Raw genomic sequence first — 26,696 nt, forward strand, 5'->3', positions numbered from 1 at the left:
GGCCCCGCGCCGGTGAACCGCGCCGGCTACCGGAGGGCCGCCGGGCAGCAACCGATGCGGAGGCACAAGCGACCATGAACACCGCGGCCGGCAGCGGTACGGAGAGCGTGCGCGTCGAGATCGACGACGTCCAGAGCGGGGCCCTGCGTCCACGCCCCGTCCCCTACGAGGGAAAGTTCGTTTTCCTGCGCGTCGATGACCGCCATGCCGGGCGCGCCCTGCTGCGCCGGCTGCTCCCGGTGACCTCGGGCGGTCTGCGCGGCGCGGACCGGAGCCGGGACGCCTGGGTCGCCGTGGCGTTCACCTATCAGGGACTTGAGGCTCTGGGGGTGCCCCAGGGGTCGCTGGACAGCTTTCCGCGGGCGTTCCGTGAGGGCATGGCCGCGCGCGCCGAGCTGATCGGCGATGTGGGTGAGAGTGCGCCGGCCCACTGGGAGACGCCGTTCGGAACCGGCTCCGTCCACATCGCGCTGAGCGCCCTCTCCTCCGATGCGGCGCAACTGGGCAAGGAACTGGAACAGGCCCGAGCCGCCTACGAGGACACCCCGGGTGTCCAGGTCGTCTGGCAGCAGGAGGTCCACCAGCTCCCGACCGGACGCACCACCTTCGGCTTCCGGGACGGCATCAGCCATCCGAACATCGAGGGCATCGGACTGCCCGGCTCCAACCCGCAGGAAGACCCCATCAAGGCCGGAGAGTTCCTCCTCGGCTACCCCGACGAAACCGGCAACCTGCCGCCCGCGCCCCGCCCCGACGTGCTGGGACGCAACGGAACCTACGTGGCCGTCCGCAAGATCCGTACCGACGTGGCGGCCTGGCGCCGGTACCTGCGCGCGAACAGCTCCGGCGCCGAGGAGGAGAAACTGCTGGCGGCGAAGATGGTCGGGCGCTGGCCCAGTGGGGCGCCGCTGACGCTGGCGCCGGAGCACGACGATCCGGAGCTGGCGGCCGATCCGCACCGCGTCAACAACTTCCTGTACCGCGAGAACGACGACCGCGGCTTCCGGTGCCCCGCCGGTGCGCACATCCGGCGCACCAACCCCCGCGATTCCACCATCATCGGCGACGCACGGATGCACCGTCTCATCCGCCGCGGCACCACCTACGGCCCGCCTCTGCCCGAGGGCGTACTGGAGGACGACGGCGCCGACCGCGGCCTGGTCGGCGTCTTCATCGGCGCCCACCTGGAACGGCAGTTCGAGTTCATCAAGGCCGAGTGGGTCAACGACGGGAACTTCATCGGCCACCCGGGCGAGAAGGACCCCGTGGCCGGGCACCACGGCGGAACCGGCAGTGTCACCATCCCGGAGAAACCGGTCCGCCGGCGCCTGCGGAATCTGCCCGGCTTCGTGGTCACCCGCGGCGGCGAGTACTGCTTCCTGCCGGGACTGCGTGCGCTGCGCTGGCTCGCCGAACTGGAGGACTGACGGCGACTCCCCCCGCCGAGGGTCCGATCACGCTCTCCGAGGAGAGGTCGAAGCCATGGCAACACCGTTCGTCCCCTACACGCCTGACGTCGAAGACGACGACCCGGACTTCGGCCGGAGCCTGCGGAAGGTGATCGACAGGACCGAGAGCTACATCGCCGGCTCGGTCACGGCCGGTGGCACCGGACAGGCCCTGCGCGACGCCCACGCCAAGGGCTACGGGCTGGTCCGGGGGGAAGTGGAGATCCTCGGCGGACTTCCCCCCGAGTACGCCCAAGGCATCTACGCGACCCGGGGAACCCACGACGCACTCGTCCGCTTCTCCAACGGCTCGCCCCACGCCGGAGCCGACGCACGGCTGGGCGCCGCCACCGGACTGGCACTCAAGATGTTCGGCATCCCCGGCCCGACCCTGCTGGAGGACGAGCCGGACACCGGCACCTTCGACTACGCCAACATCAACGGACCGGTCTTCTTCTGCAACACGATCGAGCACTACGAGTTCATCCAGGAGCTGTTCCTGAACGCGCCGGCCTACTTCGCCCAGGGCCGGCCCGGCGCACATCGTTTCTTCACCGACTTCGTGACCGGAAAGGGAACACTGGAACAGGACGACTGGGCATGGGACGAGTTCCTGGCTTTCCTGCGCCTGTCCAAGATCCCCCCGGTCAACGTACTGCTGTCGAGCTACTGGACGATGGGCGCGGTCCGGCACGGGGACCACATCGCCAAGGTGCGCATCACCCCCGATCCGTCCTCCGCCGCCGCGGTGCTCCGGCGCGACCTCGACCTGACCTCCGCGCAGGAGGTCTTCCGGCCGGCCCTGCAGGCCGAACTCCAGGAGCGGCCCTACGCCTTCGACATCCAGGTCCAGCTCTGCACCGACCTGGAGCGCATGCCGGTGGAGGACACCACCGTGGAGTGGCCCGAACAGCTCTCGCCGCCCGTCACCGTGGCGAAACTGCGGCTGCCGCAGCAGGACATCTCCGGCCCGGAGAACCTGGCGAAGATGGACGCGCTGTCCTTCACTCCCTGGCGGGTCACCGCCGAGCACGCGCCACTGGGCAACATCATGCGGGCCCGCAAGGAGGTCTACCGGCGATCCTCCATCCAGCGCCACGAGCTCAACGACCAGCCGCGCGCGGAGCCCCGCAGCGCCGACGAGGTGCTGGGCCCACGGCGATGAAACGTCCAGCCCCACGGTGAGCCCCCACCCCGTTCACCGCCCCTGCCGCACGGCGCGGGGACAGGGGCCGCGTCGCCTCGTACCGGCGGCGGCTCAGTGCGCGAGTACCAGTTTGGCCAGCACGATGACCGCTCCGAGCAAGAGGTTGACGACGGCGTTGAGCACCACCACGCGTACCGTGGCACCGCCCCGCACGACGGGAACGGTCGCCCAGCCCACCTGCTCGATCAAGGCGACGATCAGCGCACACCACGTGGTGCCCGCCATGCCCAGGCCGAACAGCGGGCTGATCGCCACCGCGACGGCGGGCGGAACGGCCACCTTGACGATCGGCCATTCACTCGCAGCGACCCTGCGGACCTCCTCCCGGGTCACGGGGCGGGACAGCAGCCGTTCCCCGGCCAGACGCGCGTAGATGTGCGCCGCCCAGAACACCACGCCGGTGATGAGCAGGAGCAGCACCAGCTCGATGCGGGGAAACGGACCGGCCGTCCCGGCGGTGGCCACCACCGACGCCGCAAGGATCGAGCCGTAGACAGCCCCGGCGTAGTCCGTCCGTGTCCCCGAAGACGTCTTCGGCACGTCCCGTGCGCGGTAACTCCCCATTCCCCACCTCCAGCCCGACCGCACCGGTCAACGCCACGCCGGACTCACGCGGCGTGCGGCACCCGCGGCCCCCGGAACGAGAACCGGAAGACGCGGCCGCTCACGACCAGCACCCAGGCGGGAAAGATCAGTTCGGACCACGGGACGCTCGTGACGACGAAGAGCAGCACCAGCGCCACGAGGAACCCGAGCCATCCGAGCCAGCGCGGGAAGAGACCGAGGCCGCGCCCGATCGACGTGGTGGACAGGGTGAACACCGCGGCCATACGCATCCCGTAACTCACCAGCACCGTGTAGGCGAAATGCCGCCCCGTCTCCCAACTCTGCGGCGTGGCCGCCAGTTGCGAGACACCGGCCGGCCCCACCAAGCCCTCGGCCCAGGCCGCGAGCGCGAACAGCATCGCCACGAACAGCAGCCCGCTGCCCAGGAAAAGCGTGGCGAAGAACCTGTCCTCGCGCGCACCGACGTAATCGCGTACCGCACCCATGAACCACAGGAAGAAAACCCCGCCGAACGGCACCAGGGCGAGCGCCACCCGAAGAGCGTCACGGCGCGACGGATCAGCCACCGCGGCCGCCGCGTCGTTCGTCCGGTCGGGGAGCGCGAGACGGACCAGCACGATGACCGCGGCCAGCAGCAACGCGAACACGAACCCTGCCACGCCCGCCGCCCGTGGTGTCCGCAACGCCCGCGCCGGATCTCCACCCTCCACCTGCATGAGCCGCCTCCCTGCACGCGGCCGCTGCGGGGCCGCCGGCCCACCATCGTGCCGCGCGGGGACGCGATCGAGCGCTCAGGCACCCCTCCGGCTCGAACGATCACTCCCACGGCCCAGGTTCCGTGTCCGGCCGTTACGCCCACCTCATGTCCGGAGCAGACCGCCACGGCCTGGCCGCGGGGAACATCGTCAAGTGCCGAGGGACGCCCCCGGAGACACCGGAACCGATCCGCCGACCGGTTGCCGCTACCACATCCTCCCTGGTCAAAGCACTTATCCCGGGCCCGGCGCGCCGCTACAATGAGTGGTGCTCCGGCGCACAGTGCGTACGGATCCGAGCTTCGACGGGGAAGGGGAGCCGGCGTGACCACGCTCGACCTCAGCAGCCATCCGGGGCCCCTGGCCAGGCGGCTCCAGCAGGCACACACCCTGCTGTGGACGACCATGGTCTCCGAGGAGGTCACCTCCCCGCAGTTCGCGGTCCTCAACTCCCTGGTCGGCGAGGACGGGTTGGATCAGCGCACGGTCGGCGAGCGGGTGGGGCTGGACCGCTCCACCATCGCCGAGGTGATCCGCCGGCTGGTGGTGCGCGGGATGGTCGACAAGATCCGCGATCCGCGCGACGGCCGCCGCGCGGCGCTGCGCGCCACCGACGAGGGCATACGCGTCCACAAGAAGCTCGCGGTGCGCACCGCGCGGATGAATCAGCTCTTCCTCTCCCCGCTGGCCCCGTCCGAGCAGACCGTCTTCGTGGAGCTGCTGCACCGCGTCTCGGAAGCCGCCGAACAACTGCGCCACCCCGCGCAGCCCGCCGGCTGATCCCCGGTCACCTTTTCGACCCACCCGCCTCCGCCGCCCCACCGCGGCCGGTGCCGCCGCCCCGCGCCAACGGGCGCCCGCCCCGCGGAACTTCCCGGTAGCTCTCTGGCGTCTTTCCCGTTGAACGTGCTGAACTGCTGGAACGCAGGGGACGGTTCGAAGAAGCAGGTCGAAACGGCGGGAGGCCGCTCATGCTGCACGGTGTCGATGTCAGTTCGTACAACACGTCCTTCTCCACGGACGGGCTGGACTTCGTGATCATCAAGGCGACCGAGGGCCGCTCGTACATCAACCCCCATCAGTCGGCACAGGCGGCGAAGGCGCGGAAGGCCGGGTGCGTGGTCGGCTTCTACCACTTCCTGTGGCCGGGGAACATCGCGGCGCAGGCCCGGTACTTCGTCGAGAAGTGCGCCTCGGTGGGCGGCGACATCCTCGCCGCCGACTGGGAGACCACCGGCAGCGGTACATACGCCAGCAACGCGCAGAAGGACCAGTTCCTGAGAGAGGTCAAGAAGCTCCGGCCCACCCACCGCGTGATGCTCTACTGCAACCGCGACTTCTGGCTGCACCACGACACCTCCTCGTACGCCGCCGACGGGCTGTGGATCGCCGACTACGTCAAGGCCGGGCACCCGAGGATCAAGGCGAAGTGGCGCATCCACCAGTACACCGACCGGCCGCTCGACAAGGACGTCGCGGACTTCGCGAACAAGGCCGCCCTGAAGAAGTGGGCGCACCCGGCATAAGGTTTCCGGTGAGCCGGTCCGTCCGGCCGTTCGGATTCCGACAGAACCCGGATTCCGACAGAACTCCGACAGAACGAGGAGCAGCCGTGAGTGACCCGGCAGCCAAGGCCCAGCAGGAGATCGCCCGGGATCTCCAGGTGAGCGCGTCCTTCGACGCCGGGCACGAGATCGAGCGCCGGGTCGCCTTCCTCGCGGAGCAGTTGTCCTCCACCGGGCTGCGCTCCCTGGTGCTGGGCATCAGCGGCGGTGTCGACTCGACGACCGCGGGCCGGCTGTGCCAGCTCGCGGTGGAACGCGCCCGGGAGGCGGGCCACGAGGCCACGTTCTTCGCGATGCGGCTGCCGTACGGCGTCCAGGCCGACGAGCGGGACGCGCAGCGGGCGCTGGACTTCATCCGGCCGGACCGGCTGCTGACCGTGGACGTCCGCCCGGCGAGCGACGCGGCGCTGGCGTCGGCGGTCTCCGGCGGGCTGGAGTTCCGCGACGCCGCCCACCAGGACTTCGTCCAGGGCAACATCAAGGCCCGGCAGCGCATGATCGCGCAGTACGCGGTCGCGGGCGCCCAGGACGGCCTGGTCGTGGGCACCGACCACGCCGCCGAGGCGGTCTCCGGTTTCTTCACCAAGTTCGGTGACGGCGCCGCCGACGTCGTCCCGCTGACGGGTCTGACGAAGCGGCGGGTGCGGGCGGTGGCCGCCGCGCTGGGCGCCCCGCAGGAGCTGGTCACGAAGGTGCCGACGGCGGACCTGGAGACGCTCTCCCCGGGCAAGCCGGACGAGGAGGCGCTGGGCGTGACGTACGACCAGATCGACGACTTCCTGGAGGGGCTGCCGGTCGAGGACACGGTGCGCGACGCCATCGTCCGCCGCTACCACCTCACCGCCCACAAGCGGGAGCTGCCGCTCGCGCCGTGACGGCCGTCCGGCCGGAAGCCGGTACGAAGCCGTAGGAAGCCGTACGAGGGGGCCCGCCGGGGTGTGTTCCGGCGGGCCCCTTCGCCGTCCGGTGCCGCCGTGTCCGGGGTCGTCCGGCCGGCCGGAGCGGGTGGCGTACCTGTCATGAGCCGGTAAGGCGACAGCAAGCTTCCGGGGGCTAAGACGTCGGCCGGGGCGGGCAGGGATGCGGCCATGGGAGACCACGAAGCACGATCGGAAGATCCACTGTCAGTGGGGCCGCCTACGCTCCGAGGCATGGGTTACGCACAGCTCCGCGAACTCCGCACCGCGCTGACCACCGCCTCCGACATCGCCTCGTCCCTGCGGGCCACGCCGTCCCGGCGGGACGCCGACCAGCTCGTCGACGCGCTCCGCCGGGCGCTGACCGCCGCCGGTTCCCTCGGCGAGGCCACCGGCCCGACCGGCTGCGCGCTGCATCCGCACGGTGCGGTCGACCCCCTCCACGGCGACCCGGAGGACCCGCTGCCGCCCGGGTACGGCAAATGCCTGCTCTGCAACGACCGCCGCAGACGGGCCGACGCCCCGCAGCGGCTGCGCCACCGCCGCCCGCGGCAGCCGGGGCGTCGGCGCAGCGCTTAGGGACGGCGCGGGGGCGGGCCCGTCCCGGTCCGGGGCCGGATGGTCTGCCGGGTGCCGGGGCGGGGCCGGACGGTCTGCCCGGGTGCCGGGTGCCGGGCCGAGGCCGGGTGACCACAGCGGGGGGCCGAGGCCGGGTGACCACAGCGGGAGGCCGGGGGCCGGTGACAGGGCCGGTGGGGCCGCCCCCTCCCCCGCCTCCCCTCGTCTCACTCCGGGGCGCTCTGCGGCTCCGGCTCCGGCCGGGGCATCTCTCCCTGCTTCTCCCCCGGCTTCCTCTCCCGCTTCTTCTCCGGGCGCAGGGCGATCCGGCCCAGGACCGCGGCGACGACGAGTGCGGCCAGCGCGATCAGTACGTAGTCCGGGACGGCGTTGCCGATCGACGCCGCCCACTCCTCGGCCTGGAACTCCGCCTCCGCGTCGAGGACACCGGGCAGGGCGCTGGTGCCGTTGTAGCGCAGGAAGAGCACGCCGATGGCGAGGAAGAAGAGACCGGACAGGAGCGAGGTGGTGTGCAGCCGCAGTCTGCCCAGGCGCAGTTCCCGGCCGCGCAGCCAGCCCCGGGTGCCCAACTGGTAGCGGTCCCAGAGCAGGGCGAGGACGAACAGCGGCAGCGCCATGCCCAGCGCGTAGACGGCGAGCATCGACGCGCCGTGGACGGGCGAGCCGCTGACCGCGGTGACGGTGAGGACGGCGCCGAGGATCGGCCCGGCGCAGAAGCCGGCCAGCCCGTAGACGCAGCCCAGCAGGAAGGTGGAGACGGCCGAGCGGGGTGTGATCCGCGCGGCGGCGGCCTGGGCGCGGCGGGAGGCGAAGCCGAGGCCGAGGATCTGCGCGAGCCCCATGGCGATGACGACCCAGCCGCCGACGGTGATCAGCAGGTCCCGGTGGCCGTTGAAGAGCCGGCTGGCGGCGGTGGAGGCGGCGCCGAGCGGCACCAGTGTGGTGGCGAGCCCCAGGTAGAACACGCCGGTGCGGGCGAGCAGCCGTCCCGGGTGGGAGAGCGAGTACGCGAAGAACGCCGGGAGCAGCAGTGCGCTGCACGGGCTGACCAGCGCGAGGGCGCCGCCGAGGAACGCCGCGAGATACCCGATGTCGGTCACTTGCCGCTCTCCTCGCCCGGCTTCCCGGCCGCGGTCTTCCCGGCGGCCGCCTTCGCGGCGGTCTCGATCGCGTCGGCGAAGACGGCGGTGGGCTGGGCGCCGGACACCGGACGGCCGTTGACCAGGAAGGACGGCGTGGACTGCACGCCCAGTTCGTACCCCTCCTCCTGGTCCTTCTTCAGGGCGGCGCGGGCGGCGTCGCTGTCGAGGTCGGTGCGGAACTTGTCGAGGTCGGCGACGCCGGCGGTGCGGGCCAGCTCGACGAGCTCGTCCTCGGCGAGCGCGTCGCCCTTGCGGGTCTTGGCGTACAGCTCGTCGTGCAGCTGCCAGAAGCGGCCCTGGCGCCCGGCGGCCCAGGAGGCACGGGCGGCGCGCTCGGAGTCCGCGCCGTAGAGGGTGAAGTTGCGGAACTCGATGCGCAGGGTGCCCACGTCGACGTACTTCTTGATCAGTTCGGGCTGGGTCTCGCGGGTGAAGCGGCCGCAGAACGAGCACTGGTAGTCGGCGTATTCGACGAGGACGACCGGGGCGTCCTTCTTGCCGACGGCCAGGGCGTCACCGGCCTCGCGGCGGCTGGTGCGCTCGGCCAGTTGGTCGTAGAGACGCTGCTGCGCCGGGTCCTCGCCAACTGCCGGGGAGGCGGCCCGCGAGGCGTCGGCGCCGCGGCCGTCCTCGACGGCTTTACCGGCGGCGATGCCGATGGCGATGACGGCGATGACCAGGGCGGCGATCGCGCCGACGGCGGCGAGTTTTCGGGTGGGTGAGGTGAGGGTGGGCACTGGCTCTCCAGTCGTACCGGGGTGGCGGATGGGCCGGACGGCGGTGGCGGGCCGCGCGGGGCGGCCGGCGCGGCACGGGCCGGTCCGGATGCGGGCGCGCGGGAAGCGGGCGCCGCCGGGGCTGCGGGGTGCTCCCGCCGTCCGCCCGGAAGGGGGGCGGGCGGGAGCACGGCGAGACCCCTAGATCCGCAGTACGGGAAGGAGCGAGGCGGGGTCGGCGGGCCCTGCGGGGCCGGTGCCGGAGTGCGCCGGGGCGGGCCGGACGAGGGGCGCGGCGGCGGTCGCGACCGGTTCCACCGTGCTGAGTGCGGGCGGTTCGGCGCGGTGCGGAACGGGCAGCGGCGCCGCTTCGCCGGGCCCCGGCGCATGCCGCCCCGAACAGCGCCGGGGGATGTCGACGAGGTCGGTCCGCGCGGTGAGGCGGTGCGTACGGTCGGGCGCGGTGGCGGCGCCGGCGGCCCGCTCCGCGGTGGCGTCGCCCGGGAGCGCGGTGTCCGTGCGGAACGCCGCCGGGTACGCGGTGTCCCCGTCCGCCGGGGGCGCGGCGTCGTGCGGGGCGGGGGCAGCCGGCGCTTCGGCTGTCCGGGGAGCGGTCGCGGCGGTGGTCCGCGCGGCCCACGACTGGTCGCCGCCGGTGCGGCAGAGCAGCGGGCCGAAGGTCACGGCGAGGAGGAGCAGCCAGATCACTGCCGCCGGCCGGCGGGTGGGTGTCATGGGTCCTCCTTCCTCGTCCCGGCGTGCGCGGATGCCCCGGTACACGCCGCCGTCACGGTCGCCCGCGCGCGGGCGGACGTGATCCCGCCCGCGAGCGGCCCCATCCTACGGACCGCGGCGCCGCCTCCCGAGCGCGGACCGCCATCCGGGGCAGGGGCGGTGCCGGGCTCACGGTGCCCGGCGCGGGGAGCGTGGCGGAGGGTCGCACGCCGGGCGCCTCGGCGTCCCGCGCGGCGCCGGGGCTCGGGCGGACGCGGCGCCGGCGCGGCCGTGCCCCGTGCGCGGACGGCTCACCACAGCGCCGCATATATATCGAGGCCACTGGTGAACGAACCGTCGTTTACAAGGTCGGTGGCGCACCTCACCTGGGATCACCCATGAATTGATCCGTTAATGCCCTATATTGTCCACAATGTACTTTTGGCATCGGAGGCCGGACCTGCCATAGTCGTTCGCAACGACCCCCATTGACCCGGGCCAGGTCGTTCCACCCCCGCGGACACACCCCTTCCGTCCGCCGAGGGGCGACACTGGGGCCTCACCCGCACCACCCTGCGGGAGGCCCCAGTCGCGTATCCGGGGGCGGTACCGCCGCTCAGCGGTCGCCGGTGCGCATCTCGAACCAGGTGGTCTTGCCGCGCGGCAGCAGATCCACGCCCCAGCGGTCGGAGAGCGTGTCGACGAGGAAGAGGCCCCGGCCGCTGACGTCCAGCTCACGGACCGGCATCAGGCACGGCAGTCCGCGCGAGGGGTCACGCACCTCGATCCGGATCCAGCCGCGCCGCCGCAGCATCCGCAGACCGAACCGCCGTGCTCCGGTGTGCCGCACGGCGTTGCCGACCAGCTCCGACACCAGCAGGACGGCGTTCTCGGTGAGTTGGGGGGACAGGCCCCACTGCTCGAGGAGCACCCGGTGCGTCAACCGGCGGGCGGCGCCGGCGGATTCGGGGCGCGAGGGCAGCGGAACCTCGTCCACGGAAGGGTCCAGCAGATCGAGGACGACGGGCCCCGGGTCGCCCGGCGCCGGTCCGTCGCTCTCCGGTGCGCCGGGGACTCCCCGGCAGGTGGCAGCCGCGCCGCACAGCGGCTGCGGTTGCTCCGATTCCTCCAGGCCCGCCATGCCCCCATCATGGCCGCTGCGCAACGCCCCCGGGCCGGAACCGGCGGAATCCGAACGCCGCGGAACCTCCGCCTCCGATGACCGCGAGGCCCGTTCCACGGCGTTCATGACACCGGCGTCAACTGCCTGAGCTGCGGCGCTACCGCACCGCCCGGCGACCGTCGGCGCGAGGGCGCGGCGTGGACCCCGCCGGGGCCCGTTCGGCGCGATTCCCCCGCACGGGGCACCGCACACCGGCCACTTCCCCGCACCCGGCCAACCTCCGTCCGCTCAGCGGAACTTGGCCTTGCCCGGACCGTCCTCGACGAAGCTGCGCATACCGATCTCGCGGTCCTCGGTCGCGAACAGCCCCGCGAACTGGGCGCGTTCGATCGCCAGGCCGGTTTCGAGATCCGTCTCCAGCCCGGCGTCGACGGCCTCCTTGGCGGCGCGCAGCGCGAGCGCCGGACCCTTCGCCAACTGCGCCGCCCAGGCGTGCGCCGCCTCGAACACCTCGGCGGCGGGGACGACCCGGTCGACCAGGCCGATGGCCAGCGCCTCGTCGGCCCGTACCTGCCGACCGGTGAAGATCAGGTCTTTGGCCTTGGACGGGCCGACCAGGCGCGACAGCCGCTGGGTGCCGCCGGCGCCCGGGATGACGCCGAGCAGGATCTCCGGCTGGCCGAGCTTGGCGTTCTCCGCCGCGATCCGGAAGTCCGCGCAGAGCGCCAGCTCACAGCCGCCACCCAGGGCGTAGCCGCTGACCGCCGCGACCACCGGCTTGGGGATACGGGCGACGGCGCCGAACGAGTCCTGGAGCGCCCGGGACCGCACCACCATGGCGGCGTGGTCCATCCGCTGCATCTCCTTGATGTCCGCCCCGGCGGCGAACGCCTTCTCGCTGCCGCGCACCACGACGGCGCGTACGTCGTCCCGGCGGGTGGCCTCGTCGGCCAGTTCGCGGATCCGGTCCTGGGTGGCGATGTCCAGCGCGTTCATCGGCGGACGGTCGAGCCGGATGGTCCCGACGCCGTCGGTGATCTCGAAGTTCACAGTCATACCGGGAAGGTTAGCCGTCGTTAACGACGCTGGGTACGGTGCGCCGGCGTGCCCCGCGCCACCCCGGACCGGGCGCCGCCGGGTCAGCGGCGGTCCGCCGTCCACTCCTGCCACGAGAGGTTCCAGTCGCTGAAGCCGTTGTCCGGCCGGATCGTCTCGTCGTGGCTGTTCTTGACGACGACCACGTCGCCGATGAGGGAGTTGCGGAAGAACCAGGCGGCGGGGGTGGCCGGATCGCCGCCGCCGCGCTGGTCGAAGAGGCCGACGCAGCCGTGGCTGGCGTTGCGGCTGCCGAACGCGCCCTGCCCCGACCAGTAGTTGCCGTGGATGAACGTGCCGGACGTGCTCAGCCGCATGGCGTGCGGGACGTCCTTGATGTCGTACTGGCCGCCGAAGCCGACGGTCGCGCCGTTCATACGGGTCACCGGGAGCTTCTCGCTGATGACCATGCGGCCGTTGTACGTCTCGGTGCCCGGCGCACCGGCGGATATCAGGAGGGTCTTGAGCTTCTTGCCGTCACGGACCACGGTCATCTTCTTCGACCGGGCGTCGACGGTGCTGATCTGGCTGCGCCCGACGGTGAACGTGATCTTCCGGGACTGCTCGCCGTAGACGCCGGGGCGGCCTTCGACGCCGTCGAGACGGAGCCGGAGGGTGACCTTGGTGCCGGGCGCCCAGTACTTCTCCGGGCGGAAGTCCAGCCGGTCGTTGCCGAACCAGTGGCCCTCGACGGGGACGGCGGGATCCGCGCTGACCTCGACGGCCTTCTCCACGGCGGCGGGGTCGGTGATGCCGCGGCTGAAGCGCAGCGAGACCGGCATCCCGACGCCGACCCGCTGCCCGTCCTCCGGGGTGTACGACGCGGTGAAGGTCTCCTCGGGGGTGAGCGTGGTGAAGCGGGCGTGCCGGGTGGTCTTCCGGCCCCGGTCGTCGGCGGCCACCGCGTCGACGGTGTACGTGGTGGCCGTCCCGAGGTGGCCGGCGGGCCGCCATCCGGTGCCGCCGCCGGACATCCCGCCCGGCACCTCGTGGCCCTCGGCGTCCTTGACCTTGACGGAGAGGAGCTTGCCGCCACGGGCGGTCACCGCGAGGGCGCCGCTGGTGGCGACGGATTCCGCGCCGTCCCGGGGCGCTATCGTCACGGCGGCCTTCGAGGGGCCCGCGGCGTGCGCCTTGTCCGACTTACCTTTCGCGTCCGCGTCGCCCCCGCAGCCCGCGGCGAGCAGGACGGAGCCGAGCGCGAGCGCCGCGGCCGCGCCGCGACGGGCCCGCCTCCGTACCCCTCGCTGACGTACCGACCGCCGTTCCGGCTCTCCGGACATCGCCTGACGCACCCTCGTCCGAGGCATCTTGGGCCCCCTCTCCCCTCGTGCCGCGCGCTCCCCCGCGCACCGGCCCTCACCACTCGACGCGGCACCGCCCATCGAGGGGCGGCCGCATCTTCCGTGTAGATAACCACATGGGTGTGACAGCGGGTTGCCCGGCGAGGAGGGAAGAGGGCGGAGAGGGGGGAGAGGGAGAGGCGAAGAGCGGGGACGGGCGGAAGGGGCGGGCGTTATGGCCGGGCGTGGGCGCTGTGACAGCTCGCGGGAGACCGGGCCGGCGGGACGGGTGGCCGGACGACCCGGGGCGGGCCGGGTGGCCGGGCAGTCCGGGGGCGGGCCGGTCGGCCGGTCCGTCCGGAGGTGGCTCAGGCCGTCCGGAGCGGCCCGGGGGCGCCCGACCGTCTGCGGTGACGGCCCTTATGCGGGGGCCGTCGCCGCTGTGGCCGGTCGCGCCGCTGGTCAGAGGGCTGTTCCCGCGCGCCACCGGGGCCAGGGCATGTTCCAGCCGCCGAGACCGTTGTCCGGTGCGACGGTGCGGTCCGGGGAGTTGCGGACCTCCACGATGTCGCCGATGAGCGACTGCGCGTAGAACCAGCTTCCCGGGGTGTTGCCCTTGCCGCCCTTGTTGTCGAGCAGACCGATGCAGCCGTGGCTGGTGTTCTCCTCGCCGAAGATGTCGGCGTCGGCCCAGTAGTTGCCGTGCAGGAAGGTGCCGGAGGTCGTCAGGCGCATCGCGTGCGGCACGTCGGGGATGTCGTAGGCGCGGCCGAAACCGACGGTCCGGGCGTCCATCCGCGTCTTCCGCAGCCGCTCCTGGATCACCATCTTCCCGTTGTACGTGGGGTTCTTCTCGTCGCCCGCGGTGATCGGCAGCGTCACCGGTTTTTCCCCCCGCCGGGTGACCGTCAGGGTGTGCCGGCCCGCGTCGATCAGGCTCGTCTGGTCCCTGCCGACGCGGAACCTGACGGTCTCGCGCTGGACGCCGAACGTCCGGGGGCCGGCCCGCACCCCGTCCAGCCGCAGGTCGACGGTGACCTCGGTGCCGGGCCGCCAGCGCTCCTTCGGGCGGAAGTCCAGCCGCTGGTCACCGAACCAGTGGGGGGCGATCTCGACATCCGGTTCCGCGGTGACCCGTACGGCGCGCTCCACGGCGGCGAGGTCGGGGACCGGGTGGTTGAACTGGAGCGAGACGATCATTCCGGTGCCGACGGTCGCGCCGTCCCCGGGCAGCAGCGAGGCGGCCAGTTCGGCGGGGCCGGTGGTGAAAGTGGTGTGGCGGGACCTGCGGTCGCCGGAGCCGTCCAGCGCCACCGCGTCCACGGTGTACGTCGCCGCGGCCTCCAGTTGGCGCGCGGTGGGCCGCCAGGTCAGGCCGTCCCGGGAGATCCGGCCCGCCACCCGCGCCGTCCCGCCGTCGCCGGAGCGCCGGACCGTCACCCGCTGGAGCCGCCCGTCGGGTACCCGGATGACGAACCGTCCGTTCTCGCCCACATCGCGGGCGCCGTCGCCGGGCTCGATGTCGATGCCCTGCTCCGGCCCCGGCGGCTTGTCGCCGCCCAGCAGGTCGGGGACGGCGCAGCCGGTCATCGCGGTCAGAGCGCACACCGGCACCAGGGCGAGACGGAGCGGCCGCCGCAGCCGCCCGGGACGGCGGGCCGGCGGGCGGGGGGTGCGGTCCTTCTCATCACCGGACATGTGTCGAATTGTGACTGATGAGGCGGTTGGCCCACCGGAAGTGATAGTCCGACAGGGTCGTGCGCCCGTAGGTGATACGGCGTTAGGGGTGGACGGAGTGGGGCCGGGTCGGTGCCCGGCGCTGCGGTGCTGAGGGGGTGGGGCGGTCAGGTCCGGGTGGCGTCCTGACGGTGACGGGAGTGACGGTGCGGGGCGGGCGGGTCCCGCGAGGCGGCGGGGCGGGGCCGGGCGGTTTCGGCGGGGCGGCAGCCGGGCCGAGCCGGGGTGAGGGGCGGGGCGGGTCGGCGGAAAAAGCACAGGAGCGTTGTCAGTGGTCGCGCTTACTCTCGCGGGTGATGGATGCCACCGCGAGCACACCCGCCCGTCCCCCGTCCGCCGAGTCCCCGCGGCACTCCGCCGTGCGGTCGCTGCTGCGTCTGTGGCCGTTCGTCCGGCCGGTGCGGGCCCGGCTGTTCACGGCGGCGGTCGTCGCCGTGGCCGCGTCCTGCATCAGCCTGGTCATCCCGTTGGTGCTCAAGTGGATCGTGGACGGTCCGGTCGCCGCGAAGACGCCCGGCGGGGTGTGGCTGGGCGGCGGTCTCCTGCTGCTGCTCGGGGTGGCCGAGGCGGGGCTGTTCGGTCTGCGGCGGTGGCTGGTCGCGCGGCCGCTGGCGGGTGTCGAGGCGGCGATGCGGGAGCGGCTCTACACCCGCGTCCAGCGGCTGCCGGTCGCCTTCCACGACCGCTGGTCCTCGGGCCAGTTGCTCTCCCGCGCCACCACCGACCTCCAGTTGCTCCGGCTGTTCCTGGCGTTCCCGCTGACGTTCCTGCTGGTCAACGGCGTCACCATCGTGGTGGGCTGCGCGATCCTGCTGACCCAGCAGTTCTCGTTGGGGCTGGTGCTGCTGGCGCCGGTCGTGCCGCTGATGGTGCTCTGCTCGGTCTTCGAGGCGAAGTACGCGCTGGCCGCGCGCCGGGCGCTGGACCAGGTGGGTGATCTGGCCACGGTGATCGAGGAGTCGGTCCTCGGCATCCGGATCATCAAGGGCTTCGGCCGCCACCGCGCCCAGGCCCGGGCGTTCCGGGGGCTGACCCGGGAGCTGCGCACCACCGAGCTGCGCAAGGCCGGGCTGCTGGCGACGATCTGGGGCGGCATCACCCTGCTGCCGGAGCTGGCGATCGGCGCCGCGCTGGTGCTGGGCACCGTGCAGGTGGCGGACGGCGCGCTCTCGGCCGGCACTCTGGTCGCGTTCCTGTCGACGGCGCTCGCGCTGCGCTGGCCGGTGGACTCCATCGGCTTCCTGCTGGCGATGAGCAACGAGGCGGCGATGGCCACCGACCGGTACTTCGAGGTCCTGGACGCCCCGTTGCCCGCCGGGCCAGCGGGCCTGACGCCGGGGCCCGGTGCCTCCGCCGACGAGGCCACCACCGCGGACGCCGTCGGCTCCGGAGCCCCCGGCGACACTCACCGTCAGGCCGCCTCCGGACCGGACGTCGGCCCGGAGAGCCTTGCTGAGTCCGGGGATTCCGGCGGCTCCGACGGGGCCGAGGGGTCCGGCGGGCCCACCCGCTCCGGCAGGCCCGTCCGCTCCGGCGGTCTCCTCTTCTCCGGTGTCGAGTTCCGTTATCCCGACGCTCCCGGGGACGCGCCGCCGACGCTGCGCGGGGTCGACCTGCACATCGCGCCCGGGGAGACGATGGCGCTGGTGGGGGCCACCGGCAGCGGGAAGACCACGCTCACCGCGCTGGTCCCGCGGCTGTACGACCCGACCGGTGGCCGGATCACCCTGGACGGCCGCGATCTCGCCACGCTCTCCCGGGAGGAGGTGCGCGGTCTGGTGTCGGTCGCCTTCGAGGAGCCGACGCTGTTCTCCGCGACCGTCGCCGAGAACGTCCTGATGGGCGGCGTGGATCTCCAGGAGGCCGATCTGCGGCGGGCGCTGGCGGTGGCGCAGGCCGACGGGTTCGTCGCCGCGCTGCCCCAGGGGCCGCACACCCAGGTCGGGGAGCAGGGCATGAGCCTGTCCGGCGGCCAGCGGCAGCGGCTCGCACTGGCGCGCGCGATCGCCGGGCGGCCGCGGTTCTTGATCCTCGACGATCCGCTCTCCGCCCTCGACGTCCGCACCGAGGCGCTGGTCGAGGCGGCGCTGCGGCAGGTCCTGGCGACCACCACCGCGCTGGTCGTCGCGCACCGCCCGTCCACGGTCCTGCTGGCCGACCGGGTGGCGCTGCTCTCCGGTGGCCGGATCACCGCCGTCGGCACCCACCACCAACTGCTGCGCGACAACGCCGAGTACGCCGGGCTGATGTCCGGCACCGCCCCTGTGGCGGCCGGGGCGGCGCCCGGGCCGCGCGACTCCTCCGGAGGCACCCCGTGACGACCGCCCCCGCCCCCGGCTGCGTACCCGCCGGTCCGCCCGCGTCCGAGCCGCCGCCCGGGGACGGCGACGCGTTCGTACGGGACGTCCTGCCGACCCCGCCCGGGGCGTCGCGGCGGCTGCTGCGGTCGCTGCTGGCCCCGCACGCGCGGTGGGTGGCGATCGCGGCCGTGATGCTGCTGCTCCAGCAGGCCGCGGTGCAGGCCGGGCCGCTGCTGGTGGCGTTCGCGCTGGACCGGGCGGTGCCCGCGCTGCGCGCCGGGGACCACGGCCCGCTGGTCGCCGTGGCCGTGGCGGCCGCGGTGTGCGCCGCGGTGTCGGGCGGTCTGAAGTACCTCTTCATCCGGTGCTCGGCCCGGATCAGCCAGGACGTGCTGCTGGAGCTGCGCGGCCGCATCTTCCGGCACGCGCAGGCGCTCAGCCTCGACTTCCACGAGCGGTACACCTCGGGCCGGTTGATCTCGCGCGCCACCACGGACGTCGAAGCGCTGCGCGAGCTGCTCGACGAGGGCCTGGAGGAGCTGATCTCCGTCGTGCTCTCCACGGTCTGGATCACCGCGATGCTCCTCTACCTGGACTGGCGCACCGGCGCCGCGGCGCTCGCCTCCGCCGGGCCGCTGGCGCTGCTGATCCGCTCCTACCAGCGGCGTTCGCTGCGGGTGTTCAGCAGCAAGTCGTCGGCGGTCGCCGCGGTCATCGTGAAGTTCACCGAGACGGTCAACGGCATCCGCCCGGTGCAGGCGTTCCGCCGCGAGCGGCCCAACGACACCGCGTTCGCCGCGCTGAACCGCACCCACGAGGGCGTCAACGGCGACACCTCGCTGGAGATGGCCCGGTACGTCGTCGGGTCACGGCTGGTGGCCAACTTCGCGGTCGCCGCGATCGTGCTGTGGAGCGCCTACCGCGTGGCGACCGGCGCCCTGGAGCTGGGCGTGCTGGCCGCCGCCGTGCTGTACCTGCGGCGGCTGTACGACCCGATCGACCGGCTCGGGATGTTCCTCAACTCCTACCAGGGCGCGGCCGCGTCGCTGGAGAAGATCGCCGGTCTGCTGGCGCAGCGCCCGTCGGTGCCGGAGCCGTCCGTCCCGGCGGCGCTGCCACCGGCCACCGCGGGGCGGCCCGGTCGGGAGGTCGTCTTCGAGGACGTCCGGTTCGCGTACCGCACCGGCGGCGAGGTGCTGCCCCGTTTCGGGCTGCGGCTGGCCGCGGGTGAGACGGTCGCCGTGGTCGGGTCGACCGGCGCCGGGAAGTCGACGCTGGCGAAGCTGCTGGCGCGGTTCTACGACCCGACCGAGGGCCGGGTCCTGCTGGACGGCGTGGATCTGCGGGAGCTGCCCGCGGCCGAGCTGCGGCGGGGCGTGGTGATGGTCACCCAGGAGGCGTTCCTGTTCTCCGGGACGGTCGCCCAGAACATCGCGCTCGGGCGGCCCGACGCCACCCGCGCGCAGATCGAGGAGGCGGCACGGGCGATCGGCGCGCACGACTTCATCACCGCGCTGCCGGACGGGTACGACACCGATGTCCGCAAGCGGGGCGGCCGGATCTCCGCCGGCCAGCGGCAACTGGTCGGCTTCGCGCGGGCGCTGCTCGCCGATCCCGCCGTGCTGATCCTGGACGAGGCGACCAGTTCGCTGGACATCCCGGGCGAGCGGGCGGTGCAACGGGCCATGGACACCGTGCTGCGCGGCCGGACGGCGGTGGTGATCGCGCACCGCCTGTCGACGGTGGAGATCGCCGACCGGGTGCTGGTCATGGAGGGCGGCCGCATCGTGGAGGACGGCACCCCCACCGCCCTGATATCCGACCGCGGCCGCTTCGCCGACCTGCACCGGGCGTGGCGGGACAGCGTGGGGTGAACGGAGTGGCCGCCGCGGTGGGCCGCCGCCTGGAGCGGGTGCCGGGAGCGGTCGCCGGGAGCGGCGGACCACTGCGGGTCGGCGGCCGGACGCACGGACGCCGGGAGTGCCGGAAGGGGGCCTCGGGCCAGGTCGGGGCGGTTCGGGTCGGATCGGGTCGGGTCGATTGCGCGCGGATGCCTCGGGTCGGGTGCGGCCGCGCGCGGATGCCTCGGGCCAGGTGCGGTTCACGCTCGCACCACGCCTGGCCTCGCCACGCCTGGCCTGGCCTGACCACGACGTGCCCTGGCCACGCGCCGGACCCCGTCCGCGGCCCAAACCTCACCTCGGCTCCAGGACCGCACCGCGCACCGGCCACACCGAGCCCTCCCCTCCGCCGCCCAGACACCGGCCACCACCCGTCCGGTCCACGACCGGAGGCCCGCAGTCCCGTCCGGTCGCCGCATCGTCCTGCCCACGAACCGGGCAGCCGCCGGACCCCGTCCCCGGCCATGACACGTCCCGGCAGCACTCCACCCGGGCCGCGCGCCCGAACGGCACCGGGCCGCGCCGCCGCTACGCGCCGGACCCCGTCCCCGTCGGTCTCGTCCCCGCGCCCGGGCCGACCGTCCTCGCACCTCGGCTAGCCTGAGTTCACGATGAACCGTTTCACGACGTCATGGGGTGCGTTCGACCTCACCCGCTTCCCCGAGGACCCCCGCGACCCGCTCCGTGCCTGGGACGCCGCCGACGCCTATCTGCTGGACCACCTCGCGGAGTACGGCTCCGGGCCGGACGCCGGGGGCGTCTCCGAGCCGCAGCCGCCCGCGGCGGGCACCACCGTCGTCCTCGGCGACCGCTGGGGCGCCCTCGCCACCGCGCTGGCCGGAGCCGCGGCGGACACCGGACCCGCGGCCGGGTCCGGCCCCGTAACCACACCCGGCACCGAGGGCGGGCCCGGCGCCGTAACCGCTCCCGGAGCAGCCCCCGCGACCGGCACCGGCCCCTCCCCCGCTCCCCGCACCCCCCTCATCCAGATCACCGACTCCTACCTCACGCACCGCGCCACCGAGGTGAACCTGCGGCGCAACGGTGTCGCCGAGGGGGCGGTGCGGCTGCGGACGGTGCTGGACGCGCCGCCGGAGCGGATCGATGTGCTGCTGGTGCGGGTGCCGAAGAGTCTGGCGCTGCTGGAGGAGCAGTTGCGGCGGCTGGCGCCCGCGGTGCACGCGGGCACCCGCATCGTCGGCACCGGCATGGTCTCCGAGATCCACACCTCGACGCTGAAGCTGTTCGAGCGGATCCTCGGGCCGACCCGGACGTCCCTCGCCGTCCGCAAGGCGCGGCTGATCTTCTGCACCCCCGATCCGTCCCTCTCCCCCGGTGCCCCGTCCTGGCCGCGCAGCTACGCGCTGCCCGGGGACGTCGGGGTGATGTCGGGGCGTACGGTCACCAACCACGCCGGGATCTTCTGCGCGGACCGGCTGGACATCGGCACCCGTTTCCTCCTGGGGCATCTGCCCGCGCGGCGGGGCGGCGGGCGCGTCGTCGACCTGGGCTGCGGCAACGGCGTCGTCGGCACCGCGCTGGCGCTGGCCGACCCGGAGGCGGAGACCGTCTTCGTCGACGAGTCGTTCTCCGCGGTGGCCGCCGCGCGCGCCACCTTCGCGGCGAACGCGCCGGAGGGCGCGCGGGCGGAGTTCACCGTCGGCGACGCGCTGACGGGGCTGCCGCCCGGCTCGGTGGATCTGGTGGTGAACAACCCGCCGTTCCACACCCACCGTGCGACGTCCGACGCGACCGCCCGGCGGATGTTCGGCGGTGCCCGCGCCGTGTTGCGGCCCGGCGGGGAGCTGTGGGTCGTCGGCAACCGTCACCTCGGCTACCACGTACGGCTGAAGCGGCTCTTCGGCAACTGCGAGGTCGTCGCCTCCGACCCGAAGTTCGTCCTGCTGCGGGCCGTCCGCCGCTGACCTGTGCCCGGCCGCCCCGGGGGAGCCTTTCGGCCCGTACGGCGGCGCGTTCGAGCGGACGGTGCCGGGCCACCGCGGCGGCGGGCACCGGCTGCCGTGGTGCAGGACGCCGGCGCCGGCCGGGCCGAGGACGGTACGGCCGTCGAGTGCGAGCCGGTGCGGCGCTGTCACCGGTGGCGGATCCGGTCGGCGCCGCGCCGGTACCGCTGGAGGTTCCGGCGCCGGTCGAGCCGTTGCTGCCGGGGAGGACGGTTCTGCCGGCGGCCGGGACGCCGACCGCGGTTCCCTCGTGCGTCCGGGCCCGCGGTCAGGGGCGGGAGGTGAGTCCGGCGTCGCGGGCCATGAGGGCGGCCTGGACGCGGTTGGTGACCTCCAACGCGGCCAGGACGCGGCTGACGTGGGCCTTGACGGTACTTTCGCGCATGCCCAGGCAAGCGGCGATCTCGGCGTTGGTCTCACCCGCGGCGAGCAGGGCCAGCACGTCGCTCTCACGAGGGGTGAGCCGTTCGAGACGGGCCCGGGCCGCGGCGGCGCGGGGGTGGGTGGTGGCGTGGTAGCGGTCGATCAGGCGCCGGGCCGCGGTGGGGTGGAGCATGGCCGAACCGGCGGCCACCAGGTGGACGGCGCGCAGGATCTCGGCCGGGTCGGTGTCCTTGAGCAGGAAGCCGTCGGCTCCGGCGGCCAGGGAGTTGTAGACGTATTCGTCGAGGTCGAAGGTGGTCAGGGTGATCACCTTCGGGGGGCGGGGGAACGCCCGCAGCCGGGCGGTGGCGGTGATGCCGTCCATGCGCGGCATCCGGACGTCGACGAGGGCGACGTCGATGCGGTGGGCCATGGCCTGCTCGACGGCCTGGAGGCCGTCGGCGGCCTGGGCGACCACCTCGATGTCCGGGTCGCCGTCGAAGAGATCGGACAGCCCCAGGCGGACCAGGGCGTCATCGTCGACGATCATGACGCGGATCATGTGCGGTTCCCGTTCTGTTCGGTACCGGTGGAGTGGGGTAGGAGGGCGGCCAGCCGCCAGGTGCCGGCTCCGGCGGGCCCGGTGGTCAGATGTCCGCCCAGGGCGGTGACGCGTTCGCGCAGGCCCACCAGCCCGTAACCGGAACCACCGGCGTCGGGGCCGGTGGCGGGGGGGCCCGCGCCGTTGACGACCTCGACCACCGTGGTCGGCGGCCGGTAGTCGATGCGTACGCTCACCTCGGCCCCGCCGGCGTGCTTACGGGCGTTGGTCAACGCTTCCTGGACGATGCGGTACACGGCCAGGCGATGGGTGGTGGGCGCCTGCTCCGGGCGGCCGCCGATGGTCGCCTCGACGTGCTGCCCGGCGGCGCGGGCCTGCTCGATCAGCTCCTGCGCCTGCCGTATCGCGGGGGCCAGGGCGGCTGCGGTGTCCGTGGCGTCCGGGTCACGCAGGGCGCCGAGGACCTCGCGCAGATCGGCCAGCGCTTCGGTGGAGGTGGTGCGCAGCAGGGCCAGGCGCTCGGCGAACGGCGCGGGCAGGGCCTCGCCCTTGGTGGCCAGGACGCCGGTGTGCAGGGCGATCAGGCTCAAGCGGTGTGCCAGCACGTCGTGCATCTCGGCCGCGATGTGGGACCGCTCCGCGGCGCGGGCGGCTTCCTCACGCAACTGCGCCTCGGTACGCAGATGGTCGACCTGACCGGCCAGCGCCGCGAGCAGACGCCGCCGGCTGCCGAGCCACAGACCGACGACGCCGGCGAGCAGCAGCGCGAACAGCACGGAGACGTACCGCTGTTCCACCCAGATCCGGGTCGGCGGGTAGCCCAGCAGGTTGGCGCCCAGGACGGCGACGGCGCAGACCACCGCCGCGCGCACCCGGCGGGCCACGGTGAGGTCGAACATCACCATCGCCAGCAGCAGGACGGTCAGCCAGCCCCACCAGGCGGTGACGGCGGTGACCACCGCCGGAGCGAGCGGCCACGGCAGCCGCGGCACCAGCAGAACCACCGCGCACAGCGCCGCCGAGACGGTGACCCAGGTCAGGGGCCGGCCGCCGCTGACCGTCGCCGCGTTGACCGCGGCGGCCAGCGCGAAGGACGCCACCAGGCCGACGCGTCCGGCGCATGCTGCCCACCGCGGCGCCCTGTCCCTGATCACCCGCGCAATCCTAGGCAGGGCGGCGCCGTCTCCCGTTCGACCATCGGCGATGAGCACCCCCTACTTTCGTAGGGAGGTGCCGTCGCAGACCGACGGATTTGCCGACGCTCGCGGATTTCTACTGTCGAATCCATGAACAATTGGACGACCTCGTACGAACGTGCCCCGGCGCGGCGGCGCGCCGAGGGCTGGATGTTCCTCCTCGAAGCGGCCCGTGACATGCGGACCGTCGGGGCCCTGACCCCCAGCGGCCGGGCGCTGGCACATGCGCTGACCAGGCCGGTACGGGACCGGGCTCCGCACCCGACGGCCGTCCTGGAGGCGGGGTCCGGCACCGGCGCGGTCACCCGCGCCCTGATACCGCAGCTCCCTCTGGGCAGCCGACTGGACGTCGTCGAGGCCAACCGGCGCTTCGCCGCCCGCCTGCGCGTCCTGGCCGCCTCACACCCCCACCTGGCCGGCCGGCGCGAGCAGGTCCGGGTGCACCAGGGATATGTCGAGAGCTTCGAGGCGGGCCGCCGCTACGACGTCATCATTTCCGGACTGCCGCTGACCAACTTCCCCCCGCAGCACGTCGACCGCATCATGGCGCGGTACATGGACCTGCTGCACCCCGGCGGCACCCTCACCTACTTCGCCTACATCGGCACCCGCCGGGCCCGCGCCCTGCTGGCTTCCCGGGCCGAAGCGTGCCGGCACGCCGCCGTCGACGAGGTCATGAGCGACTACCAGCGCCGCTATGCCGTGGGCCGCTGGCAGGTGTGGGCCAACCTGCCCCCGGCCTACGTATGGCAACTGCGGCGTCCCCAGGACGTCTCGGCCGAGCGGGGGCTTCGGCAGGCGGAGGCGGGCCGGTGAACACCTTCTCCGCCGCCCTCGCCCACCTTCCGCCCGCCCTCGCGTACACGGTGGTGGCCCTCGCCGTCCTGGCCGAGTCGGTCCTGGTCCTGAGCGTCTTCATGCCCACGCTCGCCCTGCTGCTGACCGCCGGCGCCCTGGCCCGCACCGGCCATATCGCGCTGGTGCCGGCCATCGCGGTGGCCGCCGGAGCCGCGGTCGCCGGGGACTTCCTCGCCCACCGCACGGGGCGCCTGCTGGGGGTCCGGCTGCGTGCCGGCCGTCTCGGCCGCCGTATCCCCGGTACCGCCTGGCGACGCGCCGAGACCCTGATGACCCGTCATGGTGGCCGGGCCGTCTTCCTGGCCCGCTTCCTGCCCATGGCCCGCACCCTCTCCCCCCACTTCGCCGGTGCCACCCGCACGCCCTACCGGCGGATATGCGCCTACAGCGCCACCGCCGCCTGTCTGTGGGCCGCCGTCGAGGCCGGCGCCGGATACGCCGCGGCGGCCTCCCTCCCCCGCCTCCTCCGGCTCAGCGGCCCCGCTCTCGCCGCGGCCGCCGTGGCCCTCTCCACGGGCGCGGTCCTGTGGCTCCGGGGCAGAAACCGGCGCCGCTCCACGCCTCCGTCACCGCCTTCCCGGGCCGGCTGAACGCCCACCGCCTGACGGGGCGTCGGCCCTCCTGCGGTGAGCCCCGTCGCCGTGAGGCCTCAGCCGTGCGCCGCCGGGGCCTGTGGCGTCACCGCGCCCACATCTCCGGCGTCCACATCTCCGGCGTCCGCATTCCGAACCCGCATTCCGGGCTACGGACGGATTCCGGCCAATTAGTTGAAGGGACCCTGACAACAGGCTCGTGACGGTGGCACTCTTCCCGGCAGCCGCCACACGGACCCCCACAGTCCCGCCGTGCGGCAGTCGGCACCGTCTCCCCCCACACGTTCCAAGTGTTCTGCCTCGCTCTGCCCGGACGGCTTCCCGCCGTCCGGTCCCCCTCGGCCGCGGCCCCACGCCGCAGCCCCGCAGAAGGAGTCAGCGTGAGACGTAACCCCCCTCGTCGCGCCGTCGTCACCGGAACCCTCGTCGCCGTCACGGCCATGCTCGCCGTCGGTGTCCAGGCCGGGACCGGCACCGCGGCCACGCCCCCGTCGGCCGCACCCCACGCCACCCCCGCCGCGGGCGCCCTGCCCGCCCGGCTCTCCCCCGCCCAGCGTGCGGAGCTGATCCGCGCCGCCGCCGACGCCACCCCGGCGACGGCCAAGCGGCTCAAGCTCGGCGCGCAGGAGAAGCTGCTGGTCAAGGACGTCTCCCGGGACGCCGACGGCACCACCCACACCCGCTACGCGCGGACCTTGGACGGCCTGCCGGTCCTCGGCGGCGACCTGATCGTCCACGAGACGAAGGGCGGCACCGTCAAGGGCATCACCAAGGCGCAGAGCCAGCGGCTGAAGGTCGCCACGACCACCGCGAAGATCGCGCCGTCCGCCGCCTCCGGCAAGGCCGTCGCCGCCGCCCGCTCCCTGGGCGCCTCGAAGGCGTCCGCCGACAAGGCGCCGCGCAAGGTCGTCTGGGCCGCCGACGGCACCCCGCGGCTGGCGTACGAGACCGTGATCGGCGGCCTCCAGAAGGACGGCACCCCCAACCAGTTGCACGTCATCACCGACGCCACGACCGGCGAGAAGATCTTCCAGTACCAGGGGATCGAGAACGGCGTCGGCAACAGCGAGTACAGCGGCAAGGTCACCCTCGGCACCACCGCCTCCGGCTCGTCCTACAACCTGACCGACGGCGGCCGCGGCGGGCACAAGACGTACAACCTCAACCACGGTTCGTACGGCACCGGCACGCTCTTCACCGACGCCGACGACGTCTGGGGCGACGGCACGCCGCAGAACGCCCAGACCGCAGCGGTCGACGCCGCCTACGGTGCCGCCGAGACCTGGGACTACTACAAGAGCGTGCACGGCCGCACCGGCATCAACGGTGACGGTGTCGCCGCGTACTCCCGCGTCCACTACGGCAACAACTACGTCAACGCCTTCTGGGACGACAGCTGCTTCTGCATGACGTACGGCGACGGCTACGGCAACGCCGCGCCGCTGACCGCGCTGGACGTCGCCGGGCACGAGATGTCCCACGGCGTCACCGCCGCCACCGCCGGCCTCATCTACAGCGGCGAATCCGGTGGTCTGAACGAGGCGACGTCCGACATCTTCGGCACCGCGGTGGAGTTCTACTCCAACACCACCGCCGACCCGGGCGACTACCTCATCGGCGAGAAGATCGACATCAACGGCGACGGCTCCCCGCTGCGCTACATGGACAAGCCCTCCAAGGACGGCGCGTCGGCCGACTACTGGTCGTCCGGCGTCGGCAACAAGGACGTGCACTACTCGTCCGGCGTCGCCAACCACTTCTTCTACCTGCTGTCCGAGGGCAGCGGCTCGAAGGTGGTCAACGGCGTGCAGTACAACAGCCCGACGTACGACGGGAAGTCGGTGCCGGGCATCGGCCGGGCGAACGCCGAGAAGGTCTGGTTCAAGGCGCTCAGCCAGTACATGACCTCGTCCACCAACTACGCCGCGGCCCGCACCGCGACGCTCAAGGCCGCGGCCGACCTCTTCGGCCAGGGCAGCGCGACGTACAACACGGTCGCCAACACCTGGGCCGCGGTGCACGTCGGCTCCCGGGTGTCGGCCGGAAAGTGACATCGTGACCCGGTGACGGCACCAACCGGTCATCTGACTGTGGCACCACCGGTGATGTCC

At 73.4% G+C, this 26,696-nt stretch carries 22 protein-coding genes and 1 pseudogene; 12 read left to right on the forward strand and 11 right to left on the reverse strand.

All coding sequences use genetic code 11. The annotated features are described in order from the left end of the window. The first annotated feature begins 74 nt into the window (after positions 1-74). On the forward strand, positions 75-1,427 hold the full coding sequence (locus ACGH2B_RS06715) for a Dyp-type peroxidase (protein ID WP_399085553.1): 1,353 nt from the start codon (positions 75-77) through the stop codon (positions 1,425-1,427). Between the two features lie 55 nt (positions 1,428-1,482). Next, complete coding sequence (locus tag ACGH2B_RS06720) at positions 1,483-2,613, forward strand: catalase family protein (protein ID WP_399085556.1); 1,131 nt, start codon at positions 1,483-1,485, stop codon at positions 2,611-2,613. Between the two features lie 93 nt (positions 2,614-2,706). On the opposite strand, the gene ACGH2B_RS06725 is transcribed toward ACGH2B_RS06720, so the two are convergent. Continuing rightward, positions 2,707-3,195, reverse strand: coding sequence for a hypothetical protein (locus ACGH2B_RS06725; protein ID WP_399085559.1), 489 nt, complete (start codon positions 3,193-3,195; stop codon positions 2,707-2,709). Positions 3,196-3,263: 68 nt separating this feature from the next. Then, positions 3,264-3,938, reverse strand: a complete 675-nt coding sequence (locus ACGH2B_RS06730; RefSeq protein WP_399085562.1) for a hypothetical protein — start codon at positions 3,936-3,938, stop codon at positions 3,264-3,266. Positions 3,939-4,301: 363 nt separating this feature from the next. Here ACGH2B_RS06730 and ACGH2B_RS06735 point away from each other — a divergent pair, with 363 nt between their 5' ends. The 4 genes from ACGH2B_RS06735 to ACGH2B_RS06750 all read left to right on the forward strand — a co-directional run bounded on the left by ACGH2B_RS06735 (position 4,302) and on the right by ACGH2B_RS06750 (position 7,038). After that, complete coding sequence (locus tag ACGH2B_RS06735; protein ID WP_399085565.1) at positions 4,302-4,757, forward strand: MarR family winged helix-turn-helix transcriptional regulator; 456 nt, start codon at positions 4,302-4,304, stop codon at positions 4,755-4,757. Positions 4,758-4,948: 191 nt separating this feature from the next. Further along, on the forward strand, positions 4,949-5,503 hold the full coding sequence (locus ACGH2B_RS06740; RefSeq protein WP_399085569.1) for a GH25 family lysozyme: 555 nt from the start codon (positions 4,949-4,951) through the stop codon (positions 5,501-5,503). 86 nt (positions 5,504-5,589) lie between these two features. Beyond that, positions 5,590-6,417 (forward strand): ammonia-dependent NAD(+) synthetase, encoded by an 828-nt coding sequence (gene nadE / locus ACGH2B_RS06745; protein ID WP_399085572.1) that lies wholly within the window; start codon positions 5,590-5,592, stop codon positions 6,415-6,417. Between the two features lie 276 nt (positions 6,418-6,693). Next, positions 6,694-7,038, forward strand: a complete 345-nt coding sequence (locus ACGH2B_RS06750; RefSeq protein ID WP_399085576.1) for a hypothetical protein — start codon at positions 6,694-6,696, stop codon at positions 7,036-7,038. Between the two features lie 206 nt (positions 7,039-7,244). Here ACGH2B_RS06750 and ACGH2B_RS06755 read toward each other — a convergent pair whose 3' ends face one another. The 7 genes from ACGH2B_RS06755 to ACGH2B_RS06785 form a co-directional block, all read right to left on the reverse strand. Beyond that, positions 7,245-8,138, reverse strand: coding sequence for a cytochrome c biogenesis CcdA family protein (locus ACGH2B_RS06755; RefSeq protein ID WP_399085579.1), 894 nt, complete (start codon positions 8,136-8,138; stop codon positions 7,245-7,247). After that, positions 8,135-8,917: a DsbA family protein gene (locus ACGH2B_RS06760; RefSeq protein WP_399085582.1), complete on the reverse strand. Its 783-nt coding sequence runs from the start codon at positions 8,915-8,917 to the stop codon at positions 8,135-8,137. The genes ACGH2B_RS06755 and ACGH2B_RS06760 overlap by 4 nt, the downstream gene beginning before the upstream one ends. 180 nt (positions 8,918-9,097) lie before the next feature. After that, positions 9,098-9,631, reverse strand: coding sequence for a hypothetical protein (locus ACGH2B_RS06765; RefSeq protein WP_399085585.1), 534 nt, complete (start codon positions 9,629-9,631; stop codon positions 9,098-9,100). 595 nt (positions 9,632-10,226) lie between these two features. Beyond that, entirely contained in the window at positions 10,227-10,751 is a 525-nt protein-coding gene (locus ACGH2B_RS06770) for an ATP-binding protein (RefSeq protein WP_399085588.1), read from the reverse strand. A 270-nt stretch (positions 10,752-11,021) separates the two neighbouring features. Then, entirely contained in the window at positions 11,022-11,789 is a 768-nt protein-coding gene (locus ACGH2B_RS06775; protein ID WP_399085591.1) for an enoyl-CoA hydratase/isomerase family protein, read from the reverse strand. Positions 11,790-11,872: 83 nt separating this feature from the next. Continuing rightward, positions 11,873-13,111, reverse strand: coding sequence for an Ig-like domain-containing protein (locus tag ACGH2B_RS06780; protein ID WP_399085594.1), 1,239 nt, complete (start codon positions 13,109-13,111; stop codon positions 11,873-11,875). Between the two features lie 462 nt (positions 13,112-13,573). Beyond that, positions 13,574-14,809 (reverse strand): Ig-like domain-containing protein, encoded by a 1,236-nt coding sequence (locus ACGH2B_RS06785; RefSeq protein WP_399085597.1) that lies wholly within the window; start codon positions 14,807-14,809, stop codon positions 13,574-13,576. 335 nt (positions 14,810-15,144) lie between these two features. Between ACGH2B_RS06785 and ACGH2B_RS06790 the strand changes: the two genes are divergently transcribed. The 3 genes from ACGH2B_RS06790 (at position 15,145) to ACGH2B_RS06800 (ending at position 20,974) form a co-directional block, all read left to right on the forward strand. Beyond that, entirely contained in the window at positions 15,145-17,166 is a 2,022-nt protein-coding gene (locus tag ACGH2B_RS06790; protein ID WP_399085600.1) for an ABC transporter ATP-binding protein, read from the forward strand. Continuing rightward, positions 17,163-19,022 carry an ABC transporter ATP-binding protein gene (locus tag ACGH2B_RS06795; protein WP_399085603.1) on the forward strand — a complete coding sequence of 620 codons (1,860 nt, stop codon included), beginning with the start codon at positions 17,163-17,165 and terminating at the stop codon, positions 19,020-19,022. The genes ACGH2B_RS06790 and ACGH2B_RS06795 overlap by 4 nt, the downstream gene beginning before the upstream one ends. Positions 19,023-19,660: 638 nt before the next feature. Continuing rightward, positions 19,661-20,974 (forward strand): methyltransferase, encoded by a 1,314-nt coding sequence (locus tag ACGH2B_RS06800; RefSeq protein WP_399085606.1) that lies wholly within the window; start codon positions 19,661-19,663, stop codon positions 20,972-20,974. Between the two features lie 307 nt (positions 20,975-21,281). Here ACGH2B_RS06800 and ACGH2B_RS06805 read toward each other — a convergent pair whose 3' ends face one another. Together ACGH2B_RS06805 and ACGH2B_RS06810 are read right to left on the reverse strand one after the other, a co-directional pair. Next, the gene (locus ACGH2B_RS06805) at positions 21,282-21,938 is read right to left on the reverse strand and encodes a response regulator (RefSeq protein ID WP_399085609.1); all 657 of its coding nucleotides are present in this window, start codon (positions 21,936-21,938) and stop codon (positions 21,282-21,284) included. Continuing rightward, a complete protein-coding gene (locus ACGH2B_RS06810; protein ID WP_399085612.1) occupies positions 21,935-23,092 on the reverse strand; it encodes a sensor histidine kinase in 1,158 nt (385 codons plus the stop codon). The genes ACGH2B_RS06805 and ACGH2B_RS06810 overlap by 4 nt, the downstream gene beginning before the upstream one ends. Positions 23,093-23,224: 132 nt before the next feature. Here ACGH2B_RS06810 and ACGH2B_RS06815 point away from each other — a divergent pair, with 132 nt between their 5' ends. From ACGH2B_RS06815 to ACGH2B_RS06825, 3 genes and pseudogenes are all read left to right on the forward strand, one after another. Then, positions 23,225-23,950 (forward strand): class I SAM-dependent methyltransferase, encoded by a 726-nt coding sequence (locus tag ACGH2B_RS06815; RefSeq protein WP_399085615.1) that lies wholly within the window; start codon positions 23,225-23,227, stop codon positions 23,948-23,950. After that, positions 23,947-24,582: a DedA family protein gene (locus ACGH2B_RS06820; protein WP_399085618.1), complete on the forward strand. Its 636-nt coding sequence runs from the start codon at positions 23,947-23,949 to the stop codon at positions 24,580-24,582. The genes ACGH2B_RS06815 and ACGH2B_RS06820 overlap by 4 nt, the downstream gene beginning before the upstream one ends. Before the next feature lie 383 nt (positions 24,583-24,965). Further along, positions 24,966-26,630: pseudogene (locus ACGH2B_RS06825) on the forward strand (M4 family metallopeptidase); the annotation flags it as partial. Between the last annotated feature and the right edge of the window lie 66 nt (positions 26,631-26,696).

The organism is Streptomyces sp. BBFR2 (assembly GCF_044497305.1).
Classification (GTDB): Bacteria; Actinomycetota; Actinomycetes; order Streptomycetales; family Streptomycetaceae; genus Streptomyces.

Bases quoted from the DNA above. Each gene is read 5' to 3' on its own strand.
- ACGH2B_RS06805 (WP_399085609.1), bottom strand. From the start codon at position 21,938: ATGATCCGCGTCATGATCGTCGACGATGACGCCCTGGTCCGCCTGGGG.
- ACGH2B_RS06750 (WP_399085576.1), top strand. From the start codon at position 6,694: ATGGGTTACGCACAGCTCCGCGAACTCCGCACCGCGCTGACCACCGCC.
- ACGH2B_RS06800 (WP_399085606.1), top strand. From the start codon at position 19,661: ATGAACCGTTTCACGACGTCATGGGGTGCGTTCGACCTCACCCGCTTC.
- ACGH2B_RS06730 (WP_399085562.1), bottom strand. From the start codon at position 3,938: ATGCAGGTGGAGGGTGGAGATCCGGCGCGGGCGTTGCGGACACCACGG.
- ACGH2B_RS06790 (WP_399085600.1), top strand. From the start codon at position 15,145: ATGGATGCCACCGCGAGCACACCCGCCCGTCCCCCGTCCGCCGAGTCC.
- ACGH2B_RS06765 (WP_399085585.1), bottom strand. From the start codon at position 9,631: ATGACACCCACCCGCCGGCCGGCGGCAGTGATCTGGCTGCTCCTCCTC.
- ACGH2B_RS06815 (WP_399085615.1), top strand. From the start codon at position 23,225: ATGAACAATTGGACGACCTCGTACGAACGTGCCCCGGCGCGGCGGCGC.
- ACGH2B_RS06775 (WP_399085591.1), bottom strand. From the start codon at position 11,789: ATGACTGTGAACTTCGAGATCACCGACGGCGTCGGGACCATCCGGCTC.
- ACGH2B_RS06780 (WP_399085594.1), bottom strand. From the start codon at position 13,111: ATGTCCGGAGAGCCGGAACGGCGGTCGGTACGTCAGCGAGGGGTACGG.
- ACGH2B_RS06740 (WP_399085569.1), top strand. From the start codon at position 4,949: ATGCTGCACGGTGTCGATGTCAGTTCGTACAACACGTCCTTCTCCACG.
- ACGH2B_RS06770 (WP_399085588.1), bottom strand. From the start codon at position 10,751: ATGGCGGGCCTGGAGGAATCGGAGCAACCGCAGCCGCTGTGCGGCGCG.
- ACGH2B_RS06720 (WP_399085556.1), top strand. From the start codon at position 1,483: ATGGCAACACCGTTCGTCCCCTACACGCCTGACGTCGAAGACGACGAC.
- ACGH2B_RS06785 (WP_399085597.1), bottom strand. From the start codon at position 14,809: ATGTCCGGTGATGAGAAGGACCGCACCCCCCGCCCGCCGGCCCGCCGT.
- ACGH2B_RS06715 (WP_399085553.1), top strand. From the start codon at position 75: ATGAACACCGCGGCCGGCAGCGGTACGGAGAGCGTGCGCGTCGAGATC.